The organism is Methylobacterium sp. SD274, assembly GCF_017355285.1.
In the GTDB taxonomy this organism is placed as follows: domain Bacteria; phylum Pseudomonadota; class Alphaproteobacteria; order Rhizobiales; family Beijerinckiaceae; genus Methylobacterium.
Window position 1 is genome coordinate 1 of the sequence record NZ_JADIJP010000028.1, and the last position, 23,944, is coordinate 23,944.

Here is a 23,944-nt window from a genome sequence, read left to right on the forward strand (position 1 = left end):
CCCAAAGCGCGTGAATCGAGCCAGGCAGGTAGAACAGAATGCACAGCAGGATGTTCAGGAAGAACTGCACGCCAATCCCAACCGTCAGAAGCACTGCAATCGGCGGGAGAAAAATGGCAAGGAGAATACGGATAAGGCTCGACACGGTGCTTCCCTGATCAATGGAGTGCTTTTGCACTTCGATGAACCGTAACAGCCGCGCTTAAGTTCCAGCGAGCTCCACTCCAATGGAGTGTTCTTCCGCGAACAAACTCGATCCTTGGCCCAAGATGAGGCCCCTCGTCGAGCCGTGAGGCATCCATGTTGATCGAGGCTATCCACTATCTGACGACGCCGGCATCGCGCGCGCAGCGGAGGCTCGGATATCTGAGTGAGAGCGTTCGGCTGCTGTCACGTTCGCGCCGTTGCCGTCTGGCGTGGGCGGATCACCTTGCGGCGGCCCGATCCGCTATCATGCAGTCTTGTGCGGATCTCGTCCGCCGTCGCACCGCCGTGATCTTAGGCTCGGGCCTTCTCGACGATGTACCCTTGTCGTATCTGGCCGAACGCTTCGAGCGTGTGATCCTGGTGGACATGATCCATCCCTGGCCAGCCCGATGGATGGCGCGCCGCCATGCGAATGTCAGCCTGCAGATCGTGGATCTCAGCGGATGCGCGAACTGGCTGAGAGGGGAGGGGGAGCGGCATGCCGATCCTCTTGCCGTATTCGACAGCGACGATATCGATCTCGTCGTCTCCGCCAATCTACTCTCACAACTGCCGATCCTGCCCGTGGACTGGTTCGAGTCCCGTGGCATTCCGCTTCCCCATGGGTTGGGAGCCGAGATCGTCGCCATGCATCTCCGGGGTTTGGCGGGTCTGTGGGCACATGTCTGCCTCATCACCGATACCGAGGAGCTGACAGAAGACCGCGACGGCCGCGTCATCGAGCGGTTCGATCTTCTCCACGGCGTCGCTTTACCGCCTTCCGATCATTCCTGGATTTGGGAGATAGCGCCATTCGGAGAGATTGGACGCCGCCGCAGGCAGCGCCATCACGTCCGTGCCTATTGCGATTGGCGTGGATGAAAGAGCAGCAAGACTTTTGTCTGCGGCAAGAAAAAAGCCGCCCCACATGAGAGGGCGGCTTTTGTAAAACTTCATCCGATTGTCCGCGCCTGGAATAGGCGGCGGGTCCTTCGCGAACTATTCGACGGTGGAGGGTGTATCGTCGGCGTTCGTGCTGCCGCCCTCTGAGCCTTCCGGTCCCTCGAAGCGAGGACGACGGCGACGACGCGGCTTCGGTGCTGCCGGAGCTGAATCGTCCTTCGTCACCTCTCCGGCGAGATCGCGTTTCGGCTCCGCTTCGCCAGCGGGTTCGACAAAGCGTTCTGCCACCGGTGCAGCGGCCGGACGAGGAGCTGCCGTCAGGAAAGCCGGCAAGGCACTGACATCGTCTTCAGCGCGAAGATCGGGTTCCTCGCGGCGGCGGGAACGGCGAGGAGCCGTCTCCGAACGGCGGCTGTCACTGCGCGAGGATTCCGGGCGCGGGCTCTCCTGGCGCTGGTTTTCCTGACGCGGTGAATCCTGTCTCACAGGCTCGTTTCTAAGCGCAGGCTCCTGTCGAGGATTGTCCTGGCGATAGGCCTCCTGCCGGGGAGCTTCCTGGCGAGACACGTCCTGAGACACCTGGTCCGGCTTCGGCGCGGTGTCGTTGCCCTGGAACTCGCTGCGCTGGCTTTCGTAGCGGGAGCTGTCGTTGCGGTTCTGAGCGCGGTTGAAGTCCGTGCGCGGCTGATCCTGGCGGCCGTAATCCTGCCGCGTCTGCTCGTGCCGGGGATTATCCTGCCTCGGATTATCCTGCCTGGCATTCTCGCCACGGAAGGAATCCTGCCGGTTATACTCCTGGCGGCCACCGTCGCTACGGTGGCCCTCATAGCGCGAACCGTCTTGGCGCGAACCGTCTTGTCGGTTCCCGTCCTGCCGGCCGCCTTCCTGGCGCTGACCGTCCCGATTGTTCTCGAAACGTTGGGGGCGGTCGTTACGATTCTGGAAACGGTCGCGCCGCGGGCTTCGCTGGTCGGACTGGGAATCCTGGCGGTGATCGGGGCGGGAATCTTGCCGGGAATCCTGCCGCGAGTCTTGGCGTGGCGCTTCGTAGGACTGAGGCTGCGGCTGCTGCGCCGGATCGCCGTATTCCTCGCCGTAGCTGTTGCCGTAACCGTTGGCGGCGTAGCCCTGGCTCGCGCCCTGGCCCTCGTCTTCGCCATCCTCGTCGTCATCGTAGCCGTTGCGGGCGTAACCGCCATTCTGCTGGCGGTTCTGCTCCTGGGCACCGGAGATGATGCGGAAATAATGCTCGCCGTGCTGGAAGTAATTCTCGGCCGCCACCGGATCGCCGCTCGCTTGCGCATCACGCGCCAGCTGGGCGTATTTGTCCGCGATGTGCTGAGCCGTCCCGCGGATTTTTACATCCGGCCCGTTGGACTCGTAGGAACGCGTCAGCGGATTGGGACCTTTGGGGCGGTTGCGACCGCGCATCCGTCTATTCTGGTTTGGTCTCATCGGTCTCGATTGACCCTCGTTCAAATCGGAGCGTCTGATGATGCGGCGGGGCTACGAGCGAAGGAGAATGAACCCGCTCGGGCTCTTTCCTGTCCTCGTAAGATCCGGTCGATGGTTCCGCGATCGATTGTGCCGTGCTCGCCGTATGTCCGGCCAACCGATTCCCACGCTCACATCTCGGCGTCGATCGGATGTCTGGAACTCAGTTCATCAAGCTTCCACACGGAATCTCGTGCGTATCGGCTCGATGGTGGGGAGATCGTCTAAAAACATCGCGTGCTAGACGCCGCCGACATTTCTACCTCGATCCGCCTTAACGGACCGTTCGCGACCTGACTGTGACATTAGCGGCTCCCCAAGCCCACAACAAGCTTTTTTTCCGAGCCTTCTCGCGGTTTCCGGTGGTCAAAGGCCCGATAATGTGACGACGCGGGCGTGACCGGCCAGATCGTGCCGGATCGAACCTTGCGCGAAGCCCGCCTCATGGCCGATCCGGACGACGTCCTTCGCCTGATCGTAACCGACCTCGAACACCAGGGCCCCATTCGGCGCGAGCAGGCGCCGGCCATCCGACGCCCCGCTCACCTCCGCGGTGATCCTCCTGTAGGCGGACAAGCCATCCTCCCCGCCATCGAGGGCGCCAATGGGATCATGGTAGCGAACTTCGTGGGAGAGCGTCGGAATGGTGGCGCTCGGGACGTAGGGCGGGTTCGAGAGAATGACGTCGAACGGCTTGCCGAGAGCGGAGCACCAATCGCCGGCAAGGAAAGCGGCACGCCGTCCGACACCGTTCAACCGGGCGTTGCTGCGGGCGCAACCGAGCGCTTCGTGCGAACGGTCGACGCCCACTCCGAAGGCCTGTGTCCATTCGCTCAAGAGCGCGATCAGGATGCAGCCGGATCCGGTTCCGAGATCCAGGAGGCGTAGGGGCCGGTCGCGGGTGGCATCAAGCGACAGTGCGGCATCCACCATCGTCTCGGTATCGGGCCTGGGAACCAGGGTCGCGGCGTTCAGGATGAAGGGAAGACCCCAGAACTCCCACTCGCCGAGGATGCGGGCGACGGGCTCACCCGCGAGGCGCCGTTGCATCGCCTCGCCGAGCCGCTTGGCGCCCTGCTCGCCCAGAGTCTCCGCGCCGGAAAGGACGAGCTCGGTCTGAGTGATGCCAAGGACATGGAGGAGAAGGAATCGGGCATCGCTGGCACCGCCATCGATCCCGGCCTCGCGGAAAGCCGCCGTGATCCGGCTGAGCGCCTGCGAGCGAGACAGCCATGGGTCGATGCCTGTTCCATCCGCCCCGCCGCCCGTCACGCGAGAGTCACTCAGACCATCTTCCGTCACGCCATGCCTTCGGCGGCCATGAGTTCGACCTGGTGCTCGGTGATGAGGGCATCCACGAGTTCGTCCAGCGCTTCACCCGCGAGAACCTCTTCCAGTTTGTAGAGGGTGAGGTTGATGCGATGGTCGGTGACCCGCGCCTGCGGGAAATTGTAGGTGCGGATACGCTCCGAGCGATCTCCCGAACCGACCTGCGACTTGCGGTCTGCTGCGCGAACGGCGTCTTTTGCCGTCCGTTCGGCATCGTAGAGCTTGGACCGCAGGAGCGACATGGCGCGCGCGCGGTTCTTGTGCTGCGAGCGCTCTTCCTGGACGAAGATGACGATGCCGCTCGGCATATGGGTGATGCGGATCGCCGATTCCGTCTTGTTGACGTGCTGGCCGCCGGCACCCTGGGAGCGCATCGTGTCGATCTTCAGATCGGCATCGTTGACGACGATATCGACCTCCTCGGCCTCGGGCAGGACCGCCACGGTGGCGGCGGAGGTGTGGATGCGTCCCTGGGCCTCGGTATCGGGCACACGCTGGACCCGGTGGGCTCCGCTCTCGAATTTCAGCTTGGCGAAGACGCCCTTGCCCTTCACCTCGGCGATGACTTCGCGATAGCCGCCGACCGTGCCTTCGCTCTCGGAGATGACATCGACCTTCCAGCCCTTCAGATCCGCGTATTTCGCGTACATCCGGAACAGATCGCCGGCGAAGAGCGCGGCTTCGTCGCCACCGGTCCCGGCACGGATTTCGAGAATGGCGCTCTTCTCGTCGGCGGCGTCCTTGGGCAGCAGGATGACCTGGAGCGCCTTGTGTGCCGCCTCGAGCCCGGCTTCCGCATCGGGCTTTTCGGCGGCGGCGAGCGCACGCATCTCGGCATCGCCCCCCGGCTCGTCGATGAGGGCCTCGATTTCGGCGAGGTTCGTCGCGGCTGCGCGGTAAGCATGGATGGCCGCCACCACGCCGTCGAGTTCGGCGAGTTCCCGGGACAGCTGGACGAAGCTGTCGGAATCGGCCGAACCTGCGCTGAGCGTGGCGGTGACGATGTCATGCCGCGTCAGAATGGCGTCGAGACGGTCTGAAGGAATTGGGGTCATCGCCCGGAGGATACTCTCAACTGTGGAAAGGGAATGTCGAACGGACGTGCGAGAAGCTCAGCTGCCGGCGTAAGCGCCGTCACGCTCGCTAGATAGGCACGCCGTGGGCCTTGGCGAAGGCCGTTAGGACCGGCCGCAGGGAAGCGCTGTCGCTGGAACGCTCCATCTCGGCATCGATCACCGCCGCCACGGCCGACGCGTCGATTCCAAGAACCATGGCCTTCACCGGGCCGATGGCGGCGGGCGACATCGACAGGTTGCGGAAGCCGAGGCCGATCAGGGCCATCGCCTCCAAGGGCTTGCCGCCGATCTCGCCGCAGATGGTGACGGGGCAGCCGGCGGCAGCCGCCCGCTCGGCGATGAGGCGGAACGCACGCAGGGCCGGCACGCTGAGCGTGTCGAACCGGTCGGCGACGCGGCGGTTTTCGCGGTCCACCGCGAAGAGGAACTGCATCAGGTCGTTCGAGCCCACCGACAGGAAGTCGGCGACCTTGGCGATCTCGTCGATCTGGAAGAGGAGTGAGGGCACCTCGACCATCACGCCGAGGCGGCAATCGCTCGGAAGGATATGGCCGTGACGGCGCAGATGCGCCTTCTCCCGGTCGACGATGGCCTTGGCGCGGACGAACTCGTCCACTGTCGCCACCATCGGAAACATGATCTTGAGAGGCCGGCCGGACGCCGCCCGTAGCAGCGCGCGCAACTGCACCCGCAACAGGGCGGGGCGGTCGAGGCCGATGCGGATGGCGCGCCAGCCGAGAGCCGGGTTTTCCTCCTCGAGGGCCGGCATATAGGGCAGGATCTTGTCGCCGCCGATATCCAGGGTACGGATCGTCACGGGCAGGTCGCCGGTGGCGGCGAACACCGCTTCGTAGAGCGATTGCTGCTCGGCGGCCGAGGGCATCCGCTGCGCCACCATGAACTGCAATTCCGTGCGGAACAGGCCGATGCCCTCCGCGCCGGTCTCATGGAGATGGGTGAGGTCGACCAGCAGTCCGGCATTCAGCTGCAGGCCGATGGCGACCCCGTCCCTGGTGACGGCGGGGAGGTCGCGGAGCGCCCGGTACTGTTCCTGACGGCGCGCGCGCAGGCGGACCTGCTCGGCATAAGCCGCCTCGATCTCAGGCCCGGGACGGACCTGGATCTCGCCGGTGACACCATCGACGATGATGGCGTCGCCCGCATCGCAGAGGGCCGTGGCATTGGCGATCTCGCCCACCGCCGGGATGCCGAGCGCCCGTGCGACGATGGCGATGTGGCTCGTCGGGCCACCTTCCTCCAGCACCACGCCGCGCAGGGAGGCGCGGTCATAGTCGAGGAGGGCGGCCGGCCCCATGGAGCGGGCGACGAGAATCGCGTTTTCGGGAAGCTCGCGATGCGTGCCGTTGCTCTCCGTTCCGATCAGCGTGCGCAGAAGACGGTTGGCGAGATCGTCGAGGTCGTGCAGGCGGTCGCGCAGATACGGATCGCTCTGACGCATCATCCGGGCGCGGTTGTCCGACTGGACGCGCTCTACGGCGGCTTCCGCGGTCAGGCCGGAATGGACCGCCTCGCGCATCCGGCGCAGCCAGCCCTTGTCGTGCGCGAACATCCGCACCGTCTCCAGCACCTCACGCGATTCGCCGGTGCCGATGCTGTCGCCGCGTTCCACGAGGTCGTCGATGGCCGAGCGGACCTCGCCGATGGCCTCCTCCAGGCGCTCGACCTCGCGCTCCAGGTTTTCGGCGATGAGCTGTTTCACGATGATGCGCGGCTCATGCAGCACCACGTGGCCGAGGCCGATGCCATCGGCGAGCGCGACGCCGCGCTGGCTCACGGCGCGGCGCGCGGCCGAGCCCGCACCTGGGGCCAGGGATTGCAATTCACCCGAAGCGATCATCTCGGACAGCACCATCGCCGTCGTCTGGAGCGCCTCGATCTCTTCCTCCGAATAGACCCGGTAAGTGAGGTTCTGCACCACGAGGACGCCGAGCGTGTTCCCGGCCCGCAGCAGCGGCACGCCGAGGAAGGCGTGATAGGCCTCTTCCCCGGTCTCTGGGCGATACGAGAAGGCGGGGTGGGACTGGGCGTCCGAGAGCGAGAGCGGCTCGGCGGTCTTGGCGATGAGGCCGACAAGGCCTTCATCGGCCCGCATCCGGGTCAGGTGGACGGCCGAACGGTTCAGTCCCTCGGTGGCAAACAGTTCGAGGGTGTTGTCATCGCTCAGGACATAGACCGAGCAGACCTCGGCGATGACGTTCGCCGCGATGAGGGTGACGATGCGGTCGAGGCGAGCTTGTGGACTGACCGGCTCCGCCATCGCTTCGCGGAGGCGGCGCAGCAGCAGGCGCGGTCCTCCGGGCGCAGCAGGCATGGTCTCCTCGATCCGAATTCAGTCCCCGGCTCCGCACGCGCAAGTTTCATGCGCGGCGGAGAGGGCAGGCGCTCAAGCCTGATCGAGGCCGTATAGCGAGTGGAGCGTACGCACGGCAAGCTCCGTATAGGCCGCGTCGATCAGGACCGAGAACTTGATCTCCGATGTGGTGATCGCGCGGATGTTGATTCCCTTCTGCGCCAGGGCCCTGAATGCCTTGGCGGCGACACCCGCATGGCTGCGCATGCCAACGCCGATGGCCGAAACCTTGACGACATCGGTGGCGCCCTCGATCTGGGCGAACTCGATGATACCGCTCTGGGCATCGAGAATCGTGCGGGCGCGATCGTAATCGGCCGAGGGCACCGTGAAGGTCATGTCGGTGGTCGACTGGTCGCCGGACACGGTCTGGATGATCATGTCGACGTTGATGTTGGCATCCGCCAGCGGTCCGAAGATCGCGGCCGCGATCCCGGGGCTGTCCTTGACCCGGCGAAGGGTGATCTGCGCCTCGTCCTTCGAGAAGGCGATCCCGGTGATGATCTGCTGTTCCACGATGTCGTCCTCGTCGCAGATGAGGGTGCCTGTGCGGGCGTTGTCGGGTGGGTCGAAGCTGGAGCGCACCGTGGTCGGCACGCGATGGACCATGGCGAGTTCGACGGAGCGGACCTGGAGCACCTTGGCCCCGAGAGAGGCCATCTCCAGCATCTCTTCGAAGGTCACGCGTTCCATGCGCTTGGCCTTCTGCACCACGCGCGGGTCGGTGGTGTAGACGCCGTCGACGTCGGTATAGATGTCGCAACGCTCCGCGCCGATGGCGGCGGCGATGGCGACCGCGCTGGTATCCGAGCCGCCCCGGCCGAGCGTCGTCACGCGGCCGGTCTCGGTATGGATGCCCTGGAAGCCGGCGATCACGGCGACTTCGCCGCGTTGGAAGCCGGCCTCGAGATTCTTGGGGTCGATGGCGGTGATACGGGCCGAGCCGTGGGCGTCCGAGGTCTCGATCGGGATCTGCCAGCCCTGCCAGGACCGGGCCTTGATCCCGTTCTTCTGAAGCGCCGCGGCGAGGAGACCAGCGGTGACGAGCTCCCCCGAAGCGACGATGGCGTCGTATTCCGCCTCGTCGTAGAGCGGGTTGGCGTCCTTGACCCAGGCCACGAGTTCGTTGGTCTTGCCGGACATGGCCGAGACCACGACGGCGACGTCGTAGCCGGCCTCGATCTCGCGCGCCACGTGGAGCGCCACGTTGCGGATACGGTCCACGGTCGCCACCGATGTGCCGCCGAACTTCATCACCAAACGGGGCATGTCGGGTCCGCGTCGATCCATTCCAGGCTGGCCGCCCGCTGCGGGCACGACGCCGGCGGCAATCGCCGCAGTCGTGTCCCGCCGCTATACCGGCCGGTGCCTGGGCGGGTACAAGGGCCCTTCGGACGTGTCAACAATCGGGCATGCGGGCGGGATGGCCCGCATCCGAGTCGGAAGGTCAGGCGAATGAATCCAGCGGCACCCTCTTCCATCGACGCCGAGGAAGTCGCGCGCTTCGAAGGGATCGCCGCGACCTGGTGGGCCGAGGACGGGCCGATGAAGGTGCTTCACCGCTTCAACCCCGTGCGCCTCGCCTATATCCGCGACGCGATCTGCAGAACCTTCGGCCGAGACCCGCGCGCGCCCTATCCGCTGAAGGGGCTGACCATCGTCGATGTCGGCTGCGGCGGCGGCGTCCTGTCCGAGCCCCTGGCGCGGCTCGGCGCCAGCGTCACCGGGCTCGATCCGGCCCCCACCAACATCGCCGTGGCGCGATCCCATGCGGAGGCCGAGGGCGTGGCGGTGGATTACCGCTCACAGACCATCGAGGAGGTGGTGGCGGCGGGCGAGCGGTTCGATGTCGTCCTGATCATGGAGGTGGTGGAGCACGTGGTCGACATGCCGGCCTTCGTCGCCAGTGCCTGCCATGCCGTGAAGCCGGGCGGTCTCCTGTTCGCCGCCACCCTCAACCGCACGATGCGCTCCTTCGCGCTGGCCATCGTCGGAGCGGAATACGTCCTCGGCTGGCTGCCGCGGGGAACCCATGACTGGAACAAGTTCGTGAAGCCGGAGGAATTGTCCCGCGCCATCGCGCGCGGCGGCCTCGCCGTCACCGATACGACCGGTGTCGTGTTCAATCCCCTCGACGGGAGTTGGCGACCGGCCCGCGACACGGCAGTGAACTACATGGTCGCGGCCGCCCGTCCGGCCTGAACCGGGTGCGCCCCTCCTCGTTGACGACGCGAATCGACGAGGAGACATTATGCTGGAAAAGCTTCCGCACGCGGTCGGCGCGGCCCTGTCGGGCTTGAAGGCCGGCCTCGGCAAGACTGCCTATCATCAGGATTTCGGGCCCTTGCCCGAGACGAGCTCGCTGACGAGTCCCGCCTTCGGCGATGGGGAAAGCCTGCCGGCGCGCTTCACCGCCGATGGGCCGGGTGTTTCGCCGCCGCTGTCATGGAGCGGCCTGCCGGCCGGTACGAGCCGTGTGGTGCTTCTGGTCGAGGATGCCGGCAGCCCGACTCCGAAACCCCTCGTCCATCTCATCGCCTGGAATCTCGCCCTGAGCGAAAGCCTTCCCGAAGGCGCTCTCGCCAGTGCCGCCGGCGAGGGGGCGCAGCATGACCTTGGGCAGAACAGCTTCTTCAAGGATCAATGGCTTCCGCCGGACCCGCCCACCGGACACGGCCCGCATGCCTACCTGTTCCAGATCTACGCCCTGAAGGCTCCGCTCGACCTGCCTGCGAGTCCGGGACGCGCCGCGCTCATTGGGGCCATGGCGGGTCGGGTTTTGGCCAAGGGCTGCCTGACCGGGCTCTACGAGCGCCGCTGACGGCGAACGCTTGCGCTGCTGCTGCCAATCGGTGCAAGCGCGCTCAAGCAAAAGGCGCTGCGGCTCAAGGGAGGATCGGCATGAAGGCTTTGCTCTGCACCAGGCTCGGCGGCCCCGAGGATCTCGCGGTCGGCGAGGTGGCCGATCCGGTCGCCGGTCCCGGCGAGGCCGTGGTGCGGGTGACGCTGGCGGCGCTCAATTTCTTCGATACGCTGATCATTGCCGGGCGCTACCAGGTGAAGCCCGATCTTCCGTTCTCGCCCGGCGGCGAAGCGGTCGGCATCATCGAGGCCCTCGGGGAGGGCGTCGAGGGTTTCAGGATCGGCGACCGCGTCATCGTCCACCGCACCTACGGCACCTGCGCCGAGCGCATCGCGGTGGGCACCCGGCATCTCACCGCCGTCCCCGATGCGGTGAGCGACGAGCAGGCCGCCGGCCTCACCATCACCTACGGCACCTCGCTCCACGCCCTGCGGGATCGCGCGCGGCTCCAGCCCGGCGAGACCTTGGCGGTCCTCGGTGCCTCGGGCGGCGTCGGTCTCGCCGCGGTGGAGCTCGGCGTGATCATGGGGGCCAAGGTGATCGCCTGCGCCTCCTCGCCTGAGAAACTCGCGGTGGCGCAGGCGCACGGCGCCGAGATGAGCCTCGATTACAGCGCGGACAATCTGCGCGAGGGGTTGAAGAAGCTCACCGAGGGACGGGGCGTCGATGTGATCTACGATCCGATCGGTGGCGAATACGCCGAGCCTGCGCTACGCTCGCTCGGCTGGAAGGGACGCTACCTCGTCGTCGGATTCGCGGCCGGCGACATCCCACGCATCCCCCTCAACCTCGCCCTCCTGAAGGGCATCGATATCCAGGGCGTGCATTGGGGCGTGTTCGTGGAGCGCGAGCCCGAGGCTCACCGGGCGAACCAGGAACAGCTCCTCGCCTGGGTGGCGGAGGGGCGCCTAAAGGCCAAGATCCACGGCACCTATCCGATGAGCGAGTACGAGAACGCGCTCGGCATCCTCAAGCGCCGCGAGGCCGTGGGCAAGATCCTGCTGCGGCCCTGAGGGGGCAAGCCCTCCTCCCCAGCGGATCTCGTGCCTGCTCAAGATCCGTCGAGCTTGTGGGGAGGAGTTGGAGGTGGGGGTGGTGGGGTGACCCTCAGCTTGCGGAGGCTGGCGGAGCCACCCCCACTCCTGACCTCTCCCCACAAGGAGGAGAGGGACGCGCTCTGCCTGCAAAAGCAGATGGGTGAATCCGGTAGCCGCCAGCGGGGAGAGGGGATGCGCACCGCCCCTCAATGGAAATCCCGACTGCGGTAGACGCGCCGGTCGGGCGGGGCCCCGAAATCCGTGGTTTCCGGCGGGAGGGTGAGGCCGCCCTCCCGTAGGGTCCGCAATTCCTCCGTCAGGTCGCGAAACTGCTCGGCCAGGAGATGGACCACCAGCCCTGAGCGCTGGATGCGGCCGCGCACGGCAAGGAAGCGCGCGCTCATGGCGATGCGCCGGTTGGCGTCGAACACCTTCTTCCAGACGATGACGTTGCAGATGCCGGTCTCGTCCTCCAGCGTCAGGAACACCACGCCCTTGGCGGTGCCGGGGCGCTGCCGGGTGAGGACGAGGCCCGCCACCGTGACGCGGGCATTCTGCGCCCATGAAGGGTCGTGGTGGGCCGCCGCCGGGATCGCGCCGATGCGGGCGAGGCGCGCACGGAAGAACGCCACCGGATGGCCTTTGAGCGAGAGGCCGGTGGAGACGTAATCCTCCGCCACATGCTCGGAGAGTGCCATGGCGGGCAGCTCCACCGCGGGCTCGGCCCGGAACAGCCCATCGTCGGCATGGAAGGCGAAGAGCGGCATCGGTGCATCGAGGAGATGGGTGCGCCGGTCGGTGGGGACGCCCCGCCCGGCGCTGGCCCGCATCGACGTTCCTTCCAGCGCTCGCACCGCCCAGAGCGCGGCGCGGCGGTCGAGGTCGAGGGAGCGGAAGGCATCCGCTTCCGCCAGGCGCTCGAGGGCGTTGCGGGGCAGCGTCAGGGCGGCCTGGAGGCCCTCGACGCTGGCATAGCCGTTGCCGCGCAGGGCCACGAGCCGGGCCATGGCGGCTTTCGGCAGGCCGCTCACCTGCCGCAGGCCGATGCGGACGGCGAAGCGGCGCTCCGGCCCACGCTGCTCCGAGGCCGGTTCCAGGGTGCAGTCCCATTCGCTGGCATTGACGTCGGGCCCGCGTACCTCGACCCCATGGGCGCGGGCATCCCGCACCAGCTGGGCCGGCTGGTAGAATCCCATGGGCTGCGAGTTCAGGATCGCGGCCAGGAAAACGTCCGGGTGCCGGCATTTCATCCAGGCCGAGGCGTAGACCAGCAGGGCGAAGCTCGCCGCGTGGCTCTCGGGAAAGCCGTAGGTTGAGAATCCCTCGATTTGCTTGAAGCAGCGCTCGGCGAAATCGCGTGGATAGCCGCGCCCGACCATGCCCTCGATGAACTTGGTCCTGAAATTCACGATCAGCCCGTTGTGCCGGAAGGTCGCCATGGCCCGGCGCAAGCCGTCGGCTTCAGACGGCGTGAATCCGGCCGCCGTGATCGCGATCTGCATGGCGTGTTCCTGGAACAGCGGCACGCCGAAGGTCCGCTTCAACACCTCCTCGAGTTCGTCCTTCCGTCCATGCTCGGGAGAGGGGGATGGGAAGACCACTTCCTCCTCCCCAGAGCGGCGCCGCAGGTAGGGATGGACCATGTCGCCCTGGATCGGGCCGGGGCGCACGATGGCGACCTGCACCACGAGATCGTAGAATTCCTTCGGCTTCAGGCGCGGCAGCATCGACATCTGCGCCCGGCTCTCGACCTGGAACACGCCGACGGAATCGGCCTTCGAGAGCATCGCGTAGACGTCCGGCTGCTCCGGCGGGATGTCGGCCAGGGTCTCGTAGGCAATGCCGAAATCCTCGCGCAGGAAGTCGAGGCCGCGTTTGAGACAGGTCAGCATGCCGAGCGCCAACACGTCGACCTTGAGAAGGCCGATCGTGTCGATGTCGTCCTTGTCCCATTCGATGAAGGTGCGGTCCGGCATCGCCGCATTGCCGATCGGCACGGTCTCGTCGAGACGCCCCCGCGTCAGCACGAAGCCGCCCACATGCTGGGACAGGTGGCGCGGGAAGCCGATGAGCTGGATCGCGAGGTCCACCGCCTGCCGGATCGCCGGGTTGGCGGGGTCGAGCCCGGCTTGCGCGATATGCTGGTCGGGCAGGCCGTCTCCCCATGAGCCCCACACCGTATCGGCCATCATGCCGGTGATGTCGGGGGTGAGGCCCAGCACCTTGCCGACCTCGCGGATCGCGCTGCGGGGCCGGTAATGGATCACCGTCGCGCAGATGGCCGCGCGCTCCCGCCCGTAGCGATCGTAGAGGTGCTGGATCACCTCCTCACGGCGCTCGTGCTCGAAATCGACGTCGATATCGGGCGGTTCGTCGCGGCTTTCGGAAATGAAGCGGGCGAAGAGCAGCCGGATCTTGGTCGGGTCCACCGAGGTGATGCCGAGGCAGTAGCAGACCACGGAATTGGCCGCCGAGCCGCGGCCCTGGCACAGGATTCCCCGGTTCCGGGCAAATTCGACGATGTCGTGGATGGTGAGGAAGTAACGGGCGTAATCGAGCTGGCGGATCAGGTCGAATTCGTGGGCGAGGGCCGTCTCGACCATCTTGGGAATGCCATCCGGATAGCGCAGCCGGGCCCGTTGCCGGGTCATGTATTCGAGATGCCCCTGGGCCGTCCTGCCGGGGGGGACGGTCTCGTCGGGATACTCGTATTTCAGCTCCTCCAGCGAGAACTCGCAGGCTTGCGCGATCTCGACACTGCGCGCGATCGCCTCCGGGTGGTCCGCGAAGAGCCGGGCCATCTCCTCCGGTGGCTTCAGATGGCGCTCGGCATTGGCTTCCAGGCGGTAGCCGGCCTCGACCAGGGTGCAGCCCTCGCGGATGCAGGTGGCGACATCCTGCAGGGGGCGCCGGTCGGGATGGTGGTAGAGCGCATCCGACACCGCCACCATCGGCGCGCCGAGGCGTTTCCCGAACCCGGCCAGCCGGCCGAGGCGGCGGCGCTCGTCGCCACGGTAGCGGTGGCTGACGCCGAGGAAGACGCGGCCCGGCGCCGCCTCCGCCAGATCGGCGAGGTGACGGGCGAAGGCCTCGTCCGCCATGTCCGGCGGCGAGCCGTCTTCCGAAGGCAGAAAATCCTCGGGAGGCAGAAAATCCTCCGGAGAAATGGCGATGAAGATCTGGCCCCTTGCCGCCGTGAGTACCTCCGCGATGCCGAAGCGGCATTCGCCCTTCTCCGAACGGCGGTTGCCATCCGTGAGCAACCGGCAGAGCCGGCCATAGGCATCCCGGTCCATGGGGTAGGCGACCGCCTCAAAACCTTCCTCGGTGACGAGACGGACGCCCGGCAGATACCGGACCGTCGCTTCGCCCGCCTTCTTCCGGCGCTTGGCCTCGGCATGGCCGCGCACCACGCCCGACAGCGTGTTGCGGTCGGCGATGCCGATGGCGTGGAACCCGAATTCGGCACCCTGCGCCACCATTTCCTGCGGATGCGAGGCTCCGCGCAGGAACGAGAAATTCGTGGTCACCGCCAATTCGGCATAGGGCGGGGTCATGCGCAGAAAGATGGGCCGTTCGCGCAATCCCCTCTCCCCGCGAGCGGGGAGAGGGCCGCGACGACCCCGTTGTCGGCGCGGCGAGGCGGCAGCCGAGGGTGAGGGGGCGCGTCCGAAGGAGCCTCATCCGAAGAGACCCCCTCACCCTCGCTCCGGCTTCGCCTCCGCTCATCGCAGTCACGGCAAGGTGCCTGCGATCCTCTCCCCGCCCGGCGGGGAGAGGGGAGGGCGCTCATCTCGGCACTCACGCGAACAATCCCTGCACGAACCAGCGTGCGGCCTGCTGCACCGTGTGGAAGCCTTCCCGGTAGACCCAGAGCCTCCGGCCGGATTCGTCCTCGACCACGTAATAGTCCCGGGCCGGTGCGGGGGCGTGCCACCAGGCGTCGGCGATGCGCTCCGGTCCTTCGGCATGGGCGATTCGGTGCAGACGTCGGCGCCAGCGGAAACGCTGGGGCGGCCCGTCGGGAGCCAGCGAGAACACCTCGTCGGCCATTTCGCTGCGAGGGAAGAGGACGAGGGGGCGGGACGGCACGGGGCCGCCCGGGCGCGCATTCCCCCGCCCGGCCCAGTCGAGGGCCACATGGTTCACCCGCCACGGTTCCAGAGCGTCGGCGCGTTCGGGGATATGGCTCGCTCGCGGGCTCACCCGGATCACCCTGGCCCTGATGCGCTGGCGCAGGGCATCGGCAAGGCGGGCGGTTCCGTTGCCTTCCGCGCGTCGATCGAGGCCCGTATCCGCGAGGGAGTCCTGGCGCGCTTCCAGCCGGCCGATGCCGGTCACGTCGAGCCGCACGGTCTCGAAGCCGAAGCCGGCATCGAGGGCCGGGCCGAGCCGGTCGAGGCGCAGGTCCAGCAGCCGACCGATCTGGATGGGGCACAGGGTCGGTTCCGACAGGCCGAGATCGAGGGTCTTCTCGATGCCGTCGACCCGATGCAGGCTCAAGCGCAGGGATTGCGCGCCCATGCCCGATGCGGCGAGACGGGGAGCGATCTCCCGCATCAGCCGGATGGCGGTGGCGACGATGCCGGTCTGATGTCCGATCGGGTCGAGGAAGCCCTGGCTCGCGCCGAAGGCGGCAGGCTCGGCCAGGGAGACCAGCGGTTCGGGCCTCCTCCCCAATGCCTGATCGAGGCGCAGGAGCAGGGTCTCGCCGAAGCGTCGGGCGAGGGGAGGGCGGGGCGCGTCGGCCAACGCTCCGATCCGGCGCAGGCCGAGGCGACGCAGCGAGTCCGAGATGGACGACTCGATCCGCAATGCGGCGACGGAAAGCTCGCGCAGGGACGGTGCATTGTCTCCGGGCGGCACGATGACGGGCCTCGCCGAACCGCCGTGGCGGGCATGGGCGAAAGCGCAGGCGGGCGTGTCGGCCAGGGCCAGCCGGGCGGGAATCGCATTGGCCGACAGGCGACCGGAAAGGTCGGCCATCAGGCCTTCCTCTCCGCCGAACAGATGGCTCGCCCCCTCCACGTCGAGGAAGAAGCCGGCAGCACCCTCTGCCGGTCCGAACGGCGCGACCACGGGCGTGTAGCGACGGGCCCAGAGGCAGAGCCGTGCGAGGGCGGCGGCATCGGCCTCCGGGTCGGCGGGGTGGACGGCGATGCCGGGGCCGATCCTCGCTCGGGCTCGCGCCAGGGGCTCTCCCGGGCGCAGGCCCAGGGCCCAGGCGGCGGCATCCACCGCCGTGATGCGCAGGCCTCCCGGGCCGATGGCGGCCACGACGGAGGGCGCGACCGCTTTTGGCGCCGCGTGTTCAAGCCGTGTTCGAGCGCGCCTGAGGCGCGTCAGCGGCCACTGCTCCAGCCAGACCGAAACGATGCGCGGCATGATCCCACTCCAGAAGCCAATCCCCGGTCCGTCCGTTGCGGCAGCGGTCGAGCCGTGCCCGCCAGCAGGGCCGCTCGATGCAGCCGAAGCGGTCCCGCAGGGCCGCCCCCGACCCGATCCGCCAGCGGGTCGCGGCCATGTTCGGGTTTTCCGCCTGCGGCGGCCGCAGGACGAGGAGGAGGCGGGAGGCCGCCTCGCCCGCCAGATGCAGCCGCCGGCTCTGTTTCAGCGGCAGGCCGGCATCCACCAGCCCTGCCACTGCCCTCAGGCCCTGAGACCGCAGGGCTTCCTCCACGGCGCGGTAGGCATCCGCGTCGTTCTCCACCTCCAGGATCAGCAGGCGGCCCGGATCGAGGCCGAGCCCGGCGAGGCCATGGCCGTAGGGCGTCGGATGGCCCTTGCCGATGACGAGGAGCGCCTCTCCCTCCACCCGCGCCAGGTGACGCGCCACGAGGGCGAGGGTGAAGCCCAGGGCCGCCGCCTCGTCGCCCTCGGCTTCCGGCGCGATCTCGTGCGGTCGCCCGAGAGTGAGGCCGTTGCCGGGAAGCCCCGAATCGATATGCGCGATTCCCAGGGGCAACGACTCGACGCGGAGGGCGTCGGAATGTCCTCCCCCGTGATCGCGCAGGGCGGCCATCGCAACCCTCCGGCGCCGCGCGAACTCGTCCGTGTTCGTCTCGCCCTCATCGCGCATTGTCCGTTGAGCCAAAGCCATCCTGTCCGCACCGTCGCCGGACGATAAGAACAAAACAAGAACACACTCAACAGGTTTCAGGGGTCTGAAAAATTTCCCAACGCAAACAGTCGTTTCCCCTGTGGACGGCTGTGGATGAGTGTGGACGGCCGAGAATCGGCAAGGCGTTCGAGCCCCTCGTTGTGGACTTGACCCCATGGCCGGACCCGGCATTGTCCCTCCGCCGTGCCGGACCCCCGGCGCATCAGCCGGGAGAGAATGCCCATGCGCCTCGACCAAGCCGCCCAGTGCCAGGCCCTTCATCGCCCGACCGGAAACAGCCAGAAGGCCGGTTCCCTGTTCGGTAAATCGCTGATCGGCCTGATGTTGCTCGTGGGCTCCTTCTCCGGGGCCGCCTTCGCGCAGGCGCCAGGCCAGGTCAGCCCCGGCCAGCCGGGCCGTGGGATGAGCGCCGCCCCGGCGACCGATGCCGCAGCGGCTCCGGGGCCCAGGGCCAGGACCAGGCGGGTCGTGACGCCGTCGCAGCCGATCCAGGTTTACGATGCGCGGATCGAGGGGGGAGACCTGCGGATCTCAGGCAGCGTGCGCAAGGCCGGCACCGTCGTCATTCTCGACGAAGACATCTCGGTGATGGCCGATTCGCGCGGGCGTTTCCTGTTCCGCCTTCCCTACCGGCCGCCTACCTGCGTCGCGGCGCTGAAGGCCGGTGAGGACGAGAGGGAGGCGGTGGTGGCCAATTGCGCGCCCACGGGCGAGCCCGGCCCCAAGGGCGATGCGGGCCCCGCAGGTGAAACCGGGCCGCAGGGCATGGCAGGGCTTGTCGGACCGCAGGGGATTGCGGGCCCCGCGGGCGAGGCTGGGCCGAAAGGGGAGACGGGACCGAAGGGCGAGGCCGGGCTCAAGGGGGAGACTGGCCCCCAGGGACCGATCGGTCCCAAGGGCGATATGGGTCCCAAGGGCGATGTCGGTCCCAAGGGTGAGGTTGGGCCAAAAGGCGATGTCGGCCCCAAGGGGGAAACGGGTCCCAGGGGGCCTGCCGGTCCTCAGGGCGAGCCGGGAGCGGCCGGCATCACGGCCAGCGCCGCCAACTCTAGCTTGCGTCCCGTCCGCAACGAGACGTGCTCGACAAGCGGCTGCGAGTTGAGCTGTGCCAGTGGCGAGGCCTTCGTCTCGGCCTATTGCCTGTCCTCGGGTAGCCCGTCCTTCGCCAATGGCGGCGCCAGCGCGTCCTGCCCGTCCGATGCCAAGGGCATGGTCGGGTTCTGCACGCGTCTATAGTTCCGGATCGGCCTCATCGAGCCAGTCCATCATTCCGGCGGCCGCCGCACGGCCGCTGGAAAAGGCTCCCTGCAGCAGGTAGCCGCCGGTGGGGGCTTCCCAATCCAGCATCTCGCCGGCGACGAAGACCCCCGGCCGCGCTTTCAGCATGAAGCGGTGATCGACGGCCTCGAAGGCGACGCCCCCCGCCGTGGAGATCGCCCGGTCGATCGGACGGGGAGCGAGCAGGCGCAAGGGAGCCGCCTTGATCAAGGCCGTGAGATCGCCCGCCGCAGACGGAAGCGCGCGGCCGGCCGCCTCGCGCAGCATTCCCGCCGCCACGGGGTCGAGCCCCGCATCCTTGCGCAGACGCGTGGCGAGGGACGCCCCCGGCTTGTACGTCGCGAGGCGTCGCATCAGCGCATCTTCGCTGAGGTCCGGCCGCAGATCGAGCACGAGACGAGCTTCGCCGCGTTCCTCGATCGCGTCGCGGATGAGGCGTGAGAGGGCATAGACCGCCCCGCCCTCGATCCCGTCCGCAGTGATCATGGCCTCGCCGCGCACGGTCTCGCCGCCGAGCCTGAGCACGACGCGCTTCAGAGGGGTCCCGGCGAAGCGTTCGCGGAACACGTCCGACCACGGCACGCCGAAGCCGACATTGGCGGGTTTGAGCGGCGAGACGGCGATGCCTGCCCCGGTGAGAAGCGGGACCCAGGTCCCATCCGAGCCGAGCCGTGGCCAGCTCGCTCCGCCAAGCGCCATCAGGGTCGCCTGGGGGGCCACCGTGACGCGTCCGTCCGGGGTCTCGAAAGCCAGGCTTCCATCCGCCTCCCAACCCAGGAAGAAATGCCGTGTGAGGATGCGGACGCGGGACGCATCGAGCCGCCCCAGCCATGCCCGCAGGAGCGGGGAGGCCTTGAAGCTTTTCGGGAATACACGGCCGCTCGACCCGACGAAGGTCGGCTGGCCGAGCCCCTCGCACCAGTCCCGCAAGGCTTGCGGAGGAAACGCGTCGACCGCCTTCGCGAAAGACGGATTCGCTGGGTGGTAGCGGCGGTGGAACGCCTCCAGCGGCTCGCTATGCGTGAGGTTGAGGCCGCCCCGCCCGGCGATGAGGAACTTGCGCCCCACCGAGGGCATCCGCTCGTAGATCGTGACGCGGTGACCGGCCTCGGCCAGAATCTCGGCGGCAGCGAGCCCGGCCGGGCCTCCGCCGATCACCGCGATGTCTCGTGACGTCAATCCTGTCATGGACGTTGGGAGGCCGTGGCGGAGCCCGACTGTCAAGGGCGGAGGTCGGTTTGTTGGCTCAGCCTGCCTCGGCTGCGACCAGGGCGAAGGTGAGGACATCCACTGAAGCCGCTCCTCCCCGCAAGAGCACCCGCGATGCGGCATTGGCGGTGGAGCCGGTGGTCGTGACATCGTCGATGAGTAGGATTCTTCGCCCCTGGAGCCTGGGCTTCGCCGATGCGGGGACCCGGAACGCGCCCTGGAGATTCGTCGCCCGCGCCGCGCGGCTGAGCCCGACCTGCGAGCGCGTCGCCTTCACCCGGGCGAGAAGCGAGGTCTCGCAGGGCAGGGACGCAATGCGGCCGATACCGCGGCCGAGGAGGGCGGCCTGGTTGAAACGACGGCGCCACAGCCGGGTCCAGTGCAGCGGCACGGGAATGAGGCAATCGGCCTCCCGCAGCAATTCGGCGCCCGCCGATGCCATCATCCGCGCCATGGGGGCGGCGAGATCGAGCCGGTCCTCGTATTTCAGGCGGTGGACGAGATCGCGCGCCACATCGTCGTAAAGCGCGACGGCCCTGGCCCGCCCGAAGACGGGGGGATCGGCGATGGCGCGCGGGGACAAGAGAGGGCCGAGCCCCAGATCGACGGGAAACGGCGTGCCCAGGCGCGGGCAATAGGGCTGTTCGATGAGGCGCAGGCTCGACCAGCAGCGGGGGCACAAAGCATGCGGGTCGGCGGTGGCGGCGCCGCAGCCGGCGCAGGTCGGCGGGTAGATCAGGCCGAGGGCGCCCGCCGAGATCGAACGGACACCCCGCCTGAGAAGCTGAGCGGCGGACACCATACTGCGTGCTTAGGTCCAGTTCGTCGCTTCGCGAAGACCTTACGCAACATTGTCCCGGCGAAGCGACGTCCGGAAAGCGGCGCCCTACTGTGCCGCGGGCTGCTGGCCCTGATTCTGCTGCTTGTCCTTCTTGTTGGCCCTGTGGTGTCCGATGGCGCAGCCGGCTGCCGCCCCCATCTTGCCGTGTCCGGCCATATGGCCGGCGACGCCGCCCACGAGCGCGCCCTTGATGCAGCCCTTGGCTTCGGCGGCCCCACTCAGCGAGAGTGTCGCGAGGGTGGACAAGGCGATTCCCGTCAGAAGTCGAATCATGAATCCGGTCTCCGGTTTCCGTTATGATGCGCCAACCTCCCGCCGCTCTGCCCCGTTCCGGCTGGCAGGATCACGTTTTCGCGCCAGCTATAGGAGCGAGATGACCAGCCCACCGCCACTCTTCGATACGGCCCTTGCCCGTCTCCGCCTCTCGCGCGCCATCCGTGCGGGCTATGCCGATTTCCTGTTGGCGCGACTCGCCGAGGATCTCGACGATCGTCTCGCTGCGGTGCTGCGCCTCTTTCCCGAGGCGCTCGACCTCGGGACGCCGAGTTCCGCCCCCGCCCGCCATCTTTTGCGGTCCGGCCGCGTCGGCGCCGTCACCCGTGTGGCGCCACTGGCAGAGGCCGCCGATGGTCTCGCCCTCGCCATCGGCGATCCGGAAGCGCTGCCGCTGGCGGCTTCCCGTTTCGATCTCGCCCTGTCGCTGCTGGCCCTGCAGCACGTCAACGATCTGCCGGGTGCGCTGGCCCAGCTGCGGCGGGTGCTGAAGCCCGACGGGCTGTTCGTCGGCTGTCTTCTCGGCGGCCGCACCCTCACCGAACTGCGCCAGTCCTTCGGACAGGCCGAGGTCGAGATCGAAGGCGGAATCAGCCCGCGCGTGGCGCCCTTCGCCGAGGTGCGCGAGATGGGCAGCCTGCTCCAGCGCGCCGGCTTCGCCTTGCCGGTGACGGATGTCGACACGATCACCGTGCGCTACGCCGATCCCTTCGCCCTGATGCGTGACCTGCGCGCCATGGGCCTCACCAACGTGCTCATCGACCGCCGCCGCACGCCCCTGCGCCGCGACACCCTCATGCGGATGGCCGCGATCTATGCAGAGCGGTTCGCCGATCCCGACGGGCGTCTGAGGGCGACGTTCGAAATCCTGTGGCTTTCCGGCTGGGCGCCGCATGAGAGCCAGCAGAAGCCGCTGAAGCCCGGCAGCGCCAAGTCCCGTCTCGCCGACGCCCTGGGCGTTCCCGAGATCACGCCCGGCACAACCAGCGATCCTTGAGGAGACGATGATGAAACAGCCCGGCCCGGACCATCCCATCACCATCGAGACGAGCCCTCTGCGCGTCCGCGTCATCCTAGACGGAACCGTGATCGCGGAATCGGGAGCTGCCCTCGTCCTCCACGAGGCGAGCTACGGGCCGGTCTATTACCTGCCCCGCGCCGATGCGCGCCGGGAGCATTTCACCCGCTCGGCGCGCAGGAGCCACTGCCCCTACAAGGGCGAGGCCAGCTACTACACGCTGACGGTCGGCGACACGGTTCGGGCCGACGCGGTCTGGAGCTACGAGACTCCGTTTCCCGCCGTTGCCGAAATCAAGGATCATCTCGCCTTCTATCCGGACAGGGTCGACGCCATCGAGGTGGGCTGAGTTCCGTCATACGCGGGATTGTCCGGCCTTCTCCCAGAAGGCCGATTTCCGCCCGTGTGCCTTGCGCAGGGCATCCCGATAGGCGGCGTGGTCCGGCCTGAGGTCGCCCGGTTCGAGCCGCTGCGCCAGGGCATCGAGGGCCAGGAGGTGGCGTGCGCCGTAACCGTAGGCGCTGGAGCGGCCCTTGCTCAGCATGTCGTCGATCATGCAGCGGTAGAGCAGGCTCGCCGCCTTCGGGCTCGCCTCTTCTAGAGCCTCCGCCGCGGGAGCGAGGATCTCATAGCGGTTGCCATCCCATGTTCCGGCCTTGTCGATGACGAGGCGGGCGGCGCGGTCGCGCTTTGGCCAATGCACGAGGAAATGCAGGGCGCGGTAGGGATCGTCGTGAGACGCCGCATGGTCGAAGGCGCGCTCCAGCGCCTCTTCGTCCTCGAAATCGGGAAGCTTGGCGACGTAGTCTTGCAGCATCTCGCGGTCGAGACGGGCTTCGAAACAGGCCCAGCGCTTTGCCTGGGCCTCGTCCCTGCGACCGAGAGCGTCGAGGATGCGGATTTCGAGGGAGGCCCGCTCACGCTGGGGCGCGTCCGGGTCGAAGCTTCCCGTCAGCATCTGCTCGCGGGTGACGACGACGATTCCGCGCTTCTGGGGCCGTCCGATCCAGTCGAGGGCCTCGGCGGCGCGGTTCGCCGAGAGCAGACGCTCCGCTACGGCCATCGTGTTGGGATGGTCGGGGGACATCGCCTGTTCCAGGGCGATGAAAGCCTCGACGTCGCCGCGCCGGTCGGCGAGGGCCTGGCGCATCCGCAGCAGGCGCATGCGCTCCATCTTCCGGTCCCAGCCCTGCGTGCTGAAGGCGGCCGAGCGGGTTGCCGGCTTGCCCGATCCCTTCGGTTCCGGCGGTGTCGCCGATGCGAGGGCCGCGTCGACCGGCTCCAAAGCGGTATCGGGCAGGCCCTCCACCACCGTGAGCAGCAGGGCATCGAGGATGCCGAACCCGTCCGTCTCGAGGAGCGGCACTAGTTTCACGGCCAATTGGGCGGCCTCGGCCGGAGGGAGCCGAAGCGCCAGATCGGCGGCGGCATGCGTCGCCCGTTCGTAGACGCCCACCACCTGGCCGCTGGAATCGTCGACGCGCTCGAGCACGCCCTGCGCCCCGCCGAGGAAACGGATCAACCGATTCAGGGCGGCGTCCACGTCGAGGGGAGCCAGTTCCGAGACGATGGTGGAGATCGTGGCGTCGAGATCGGCGGCGAAGCTGCGCCGTTTCTGCCAGTCGATGTAACCGTGGGCCCGTTCGAGGGCAGTCAACCGTCTGTCGATCAGGGCGGCGACGGCATCGGGCCCCTGCAATCCGGCGATCGCGGCGGTGACGAGCTTCTTGAAGGCGGGATTGCGCGCGGTCTCGTCGAGGACGAGGCCGATCAATCGGTCGAGCCCCAGCGGCGCCAAGGTCTCGGGCGACGGCGTGGTCTTGCGCGTGACGCGCTTCGGCTTCTCCGGCGCGACCGCGCTCGGCTTGGGGGCCGTCTTTACCGCTGCCTTGCGAGCCATGCTTTCCGTCTCCCGCCTCCGACGGACAACCTGTGGCGGCAGGGT

The 23,944-nt window shown here is 67.8% G+C and carries 20 protein-coding genes; 7 read left to right on the plus strand and 13 right to left on the minus strand.

Annotated features, from left to right (window positions below):
• Positions 1-145, minus strand: a 145-nt coding sequence (locus tag IPV08_RS19770) for a YqaE/Pmp3 family membrane protein (RefSeq protein ID WP_207413169.1), incomplete at its 3' end; no start/stop codon positions are given.
• Positions 146-300: 155 nt separating this feature from the next.
• On the opposite strand from IPV08_RS19770, the gene IPV08_RS19775 reads away from it, so the two are divergent.
• A complete protein-coding gene (locus tag IPV08_RS19775) occupies positions 301-1,068 on the plus strand; it encodes a hypothetical protein (protein ID WP_207413135.1) in 768 nt (255 codons plus the stop codon).
• Between the two features lie 117 nt (positions 1,069-1,185).
• Here IPV08_RS19775 and IPV08_RS19780 read toward each other — a convergent pair whose 3' ends face one another.
• The 5 genes from IPV08_RS19780 to IPV08_RS19800 form a co-directional block, all read right to left on the minus strand.
• The gene (locus tag IPV08_RS19780; RefSeq protein WP_207413136.1) at positions 1,186-2,520 is read right to left on the minus strand and encodes a DUF4167 domain-containing protein; all 1,335 of its coding nucleotides are present in this window, start codon (positions 2,518-2,520) and stop codon (positions 1,186-1,188) included.
• A 429-nt stretch (positions 2,521-2,949) separates the two neighbouring features.
• Positions 2,950-3,855 carry a peptide chain release factor N(5)-glutamine methyltransferase gene (gene prmC, locus IPV08_RS19785; RefSeq protein WP_207413170.1) on the minus strand — a complete coding sequence of 302 codons (906 nt, stop codon included), beginning with the start codon at positions 3,853-3,855 and terminating at the stop codon, positions 2,950-2,952.
• Positions 3,856-3,881: 26 nt separating this feature from the next.
• Positions 3,882-4,967: a peptide chain release factor 1 gene (gene prfA, locus IPV08_RS19790; protein WP_207413137.1), complete on the minus strand. Its 1,086-nt coding sequence runs from the start codon at positions 4,965-4,967 to the stop codon at positions 3,882-3,884.
• An 88-nt stretch (positions 4,968-5,055) separates the two neighbouring features.
• Complete coding sequence (ptsP, locus tag IPV08_RS19795; protein WP_056429002.1) at positions 5,056-7,320, minus strand: phosphoenolpyruvate--protein phosphotransferase; 2,265 nt, start codon at positions 7,318-7,320, stop codon at positions 5,056-5,058.
• Between the two features lie 72 nt (positions 7,321-7,392).
• The gene (locus IPV08_RS19800) at positions 7,393-8,628 is read right to left on the minus strand and encodes an aspartate kinase (protein WP_207413138.1); all 1,236 of its coding nucleotides are present in this window, start codon (positions 8,626-8,628) and stop codon (positions 7,393-7,395) included.
• 186 nt (positions 8,629-8,814) lie between these two features.
• Here IPV08_RS19800 and ubiG point away from each other — a divergent pair, with 186 nt between their 5' ends.
• From ubiG to IPV08_RS19815, 3 genes are all read left to right on the plus strand, one after another.
• The gene (ubiG, locus tag IPV08_RS19805; RefSeq protein WP_207413139.1) at positions 8,815-9,561 is read left to right on the plus strand and encodes a bifunctional 2-polyprenyl-6-hydroxyphenol methylase/3-demethylubiquinol 3-O-methyltransferase UbiG; all 747 of its coding nucleotides are present in this window, start codon (positions 8,815-8,817) and stop codon (positions 9,559-9,561) included.
• Between the two features lie 49 nt (positions 9,562-9,610).
• The gene (locus tag IPV08_RS19810; RefSeq protein WP_207413140.1) at positions 9,611-10,180 is read left to right on the plus strand and encodes a YbhB/YbcL family Raf kinase inhibitor-like protein; all 570 of its coding nucleotides are present in this window, start codon (positions 9,611-9,613) and stop codon (positions 10,178-10,180) included.
• Between the two features lie 80 nt (positions 10,181-10,260).
• Positions 10,261-11,235 carry an NADPH:quinone oxidoreductase family protein gene (locus IPV08_RS19815; RefSeq protein ID WP_207413141.1) on the plus strand — a complete coding sequence of 325 codons (975 nt, stop codon included), beginning with the start codon at positions 10,261-10,263 and terminating at the stop codon, positions 11,233-11,235.
• 230 nt (positions 11,236-11,465) lie between these two features.
• Here IPV08_RS19815 and IPV08_RS19820 read toward each other — a convergent pair whose 3' ends face one another.
• From IPV08_RS19820 to IPV08_RS19830, 3 genes are all read right to left on the minus strand, one after another.
• On the minus strand, positions 11,466-14,816 hold the full coding sequence (locus tag IPV08_RS19820) for an error-prone DNA polymerase (RefSeq protein ID WP_207413171.1): 3,351 nt from the start codon (positions 14,814-14,816) through the stop codon (positions 11,466-11,468).
• A gap of 244 nt (positions 14,817-15,060) precedes the next feature.
• Positions 15,061-16,644 (minus strand): DNA polymerase Y family protein, encoded by a 1,584-nt coding sequence (locus IPV08_RS19825; protein ID WP_207413142.1) that lies wholly within the window; start codon positions 16,642-16,644, stop codon positions 15,061-15,063.
• Positions 16,571-17,281, minus strand: a complete 711-nt coding sequence (locus IPV08_RS19830; protein ID WP_246748078.1) for an ImuA protein — start codon at positions 17,279-17,281, stop codon at positions 16,571-16,573. Before IPV08_RS19830 ends, IPV08_RS19825 begins: the two co-directional genes overlap by 74 nt.
• A gap of 321 nt (positions 17,282-17,602) precedes the next feature.
• Here IPV08_RS19830 and IPV08_RS19835 point away from each other — a divergent pair, with 321 nt between their 5' ends.
• Positions 17,603-18,616 (plus strand): collagen-like protein, encoded by a 1,014-nt coding sequence (locus IPV08_RS19835; protein ID WP_246748080.1) that lies wholly within the window; start codon positions 17,603-17,605, stop codon positions 18,614-18,616.
• On the opposite strand, the gene IPV08_RS19840 is transcribed toward IPV08_RS19835, so the two are convergent.
• The 3 genes from IPV08_RS19840 to IPV08_RS19850 form a co-directional block, all read right to left on the minus strand.
• Complete coding sequence (locus IPV08_RS19840; RefSeq protein ID WP_207413143.1) at positions 18,611-19,846, minus strand: TIGR03862 family flavoprotein; 1,236 nt, start codon at positions 19,844-19,846, stop codon at positions 18,611-18,613. The genes IPV08_RS19835 and IPV08_RS19840 overlap by 6 nt on opposite strands.
• A gap of 58 nt (positions 19,847-19,904) precedes the next feature.
• On the minus strand, positions 19,905-20,669 hold the full coding sequence (locus tag IPV08_RS19845) for a ComF family protein (protein ID WP_207413144.1): 765 nt from the start codon (positions 20,667-20,669) through the stop codon (positions 19,905-19,907).
• An 84-nt stretch (positions 20,670-20,753) separates the two neighbouring features.
• Positions 20,754-20,981, minus strand: a complete 228-nt coding sequence (locus IPV08_RS19850) for a hypothetical protein (RefSeq protein WP_056429032.1) — start codon at positions 20,979-20,981, stop codon at positions 20,754-20,756.
• Positions 20,982-21,081: 100 nt separating this feature from the next.
• Here IPV08_RS19850 and IPV08_RS19855 point away from each other — a divergent pair, with 100 nt between their 5' ends.
• Positions 21,082-21,978: a methyltransferase domain-containing protein gene (locus tag IPV08_RS19855; RefSeq protein ID WP_207413145.1), complete on the plus strand. Its 897-nt coding sequence runs from the start codon at positions 21,082-21,084 to the stop codon at positions 21,976-21,978.
• Between the two features lie 10 nt (positions 21,979-21,988).
• Complete coding sequence (locus tag IPV08_RS19860; protein ID WP_207413146.1) at positions 21,989-22,348, plus strand: DUF427 domain-containing protein; 360 nt, start codon at positions 21,989-21,991, stop codon at positions 22,346-22,348.
• A 6-nt stretch (positions 22,349-22,354) separates the two neighbouring features.
• Here IPV08_RS19860 and IPV08_RS19865 read toward each other — a convergent pair whose 3' ends face one another.
• Positions 22,355-23,899 (minus strand): DUF6880 family protein, encoded by a 1,545-nt coding sequence (locus tag IPV08_RS19865; RefSeq protein ID WP_207413147.1) that lies wholly within the window; start codon positions 23,897-23,899, stop codon positions 22,355-22,357.
• Between the last annotated feature and the right edge of the window lie 45 nt (positions 23,900-23,944).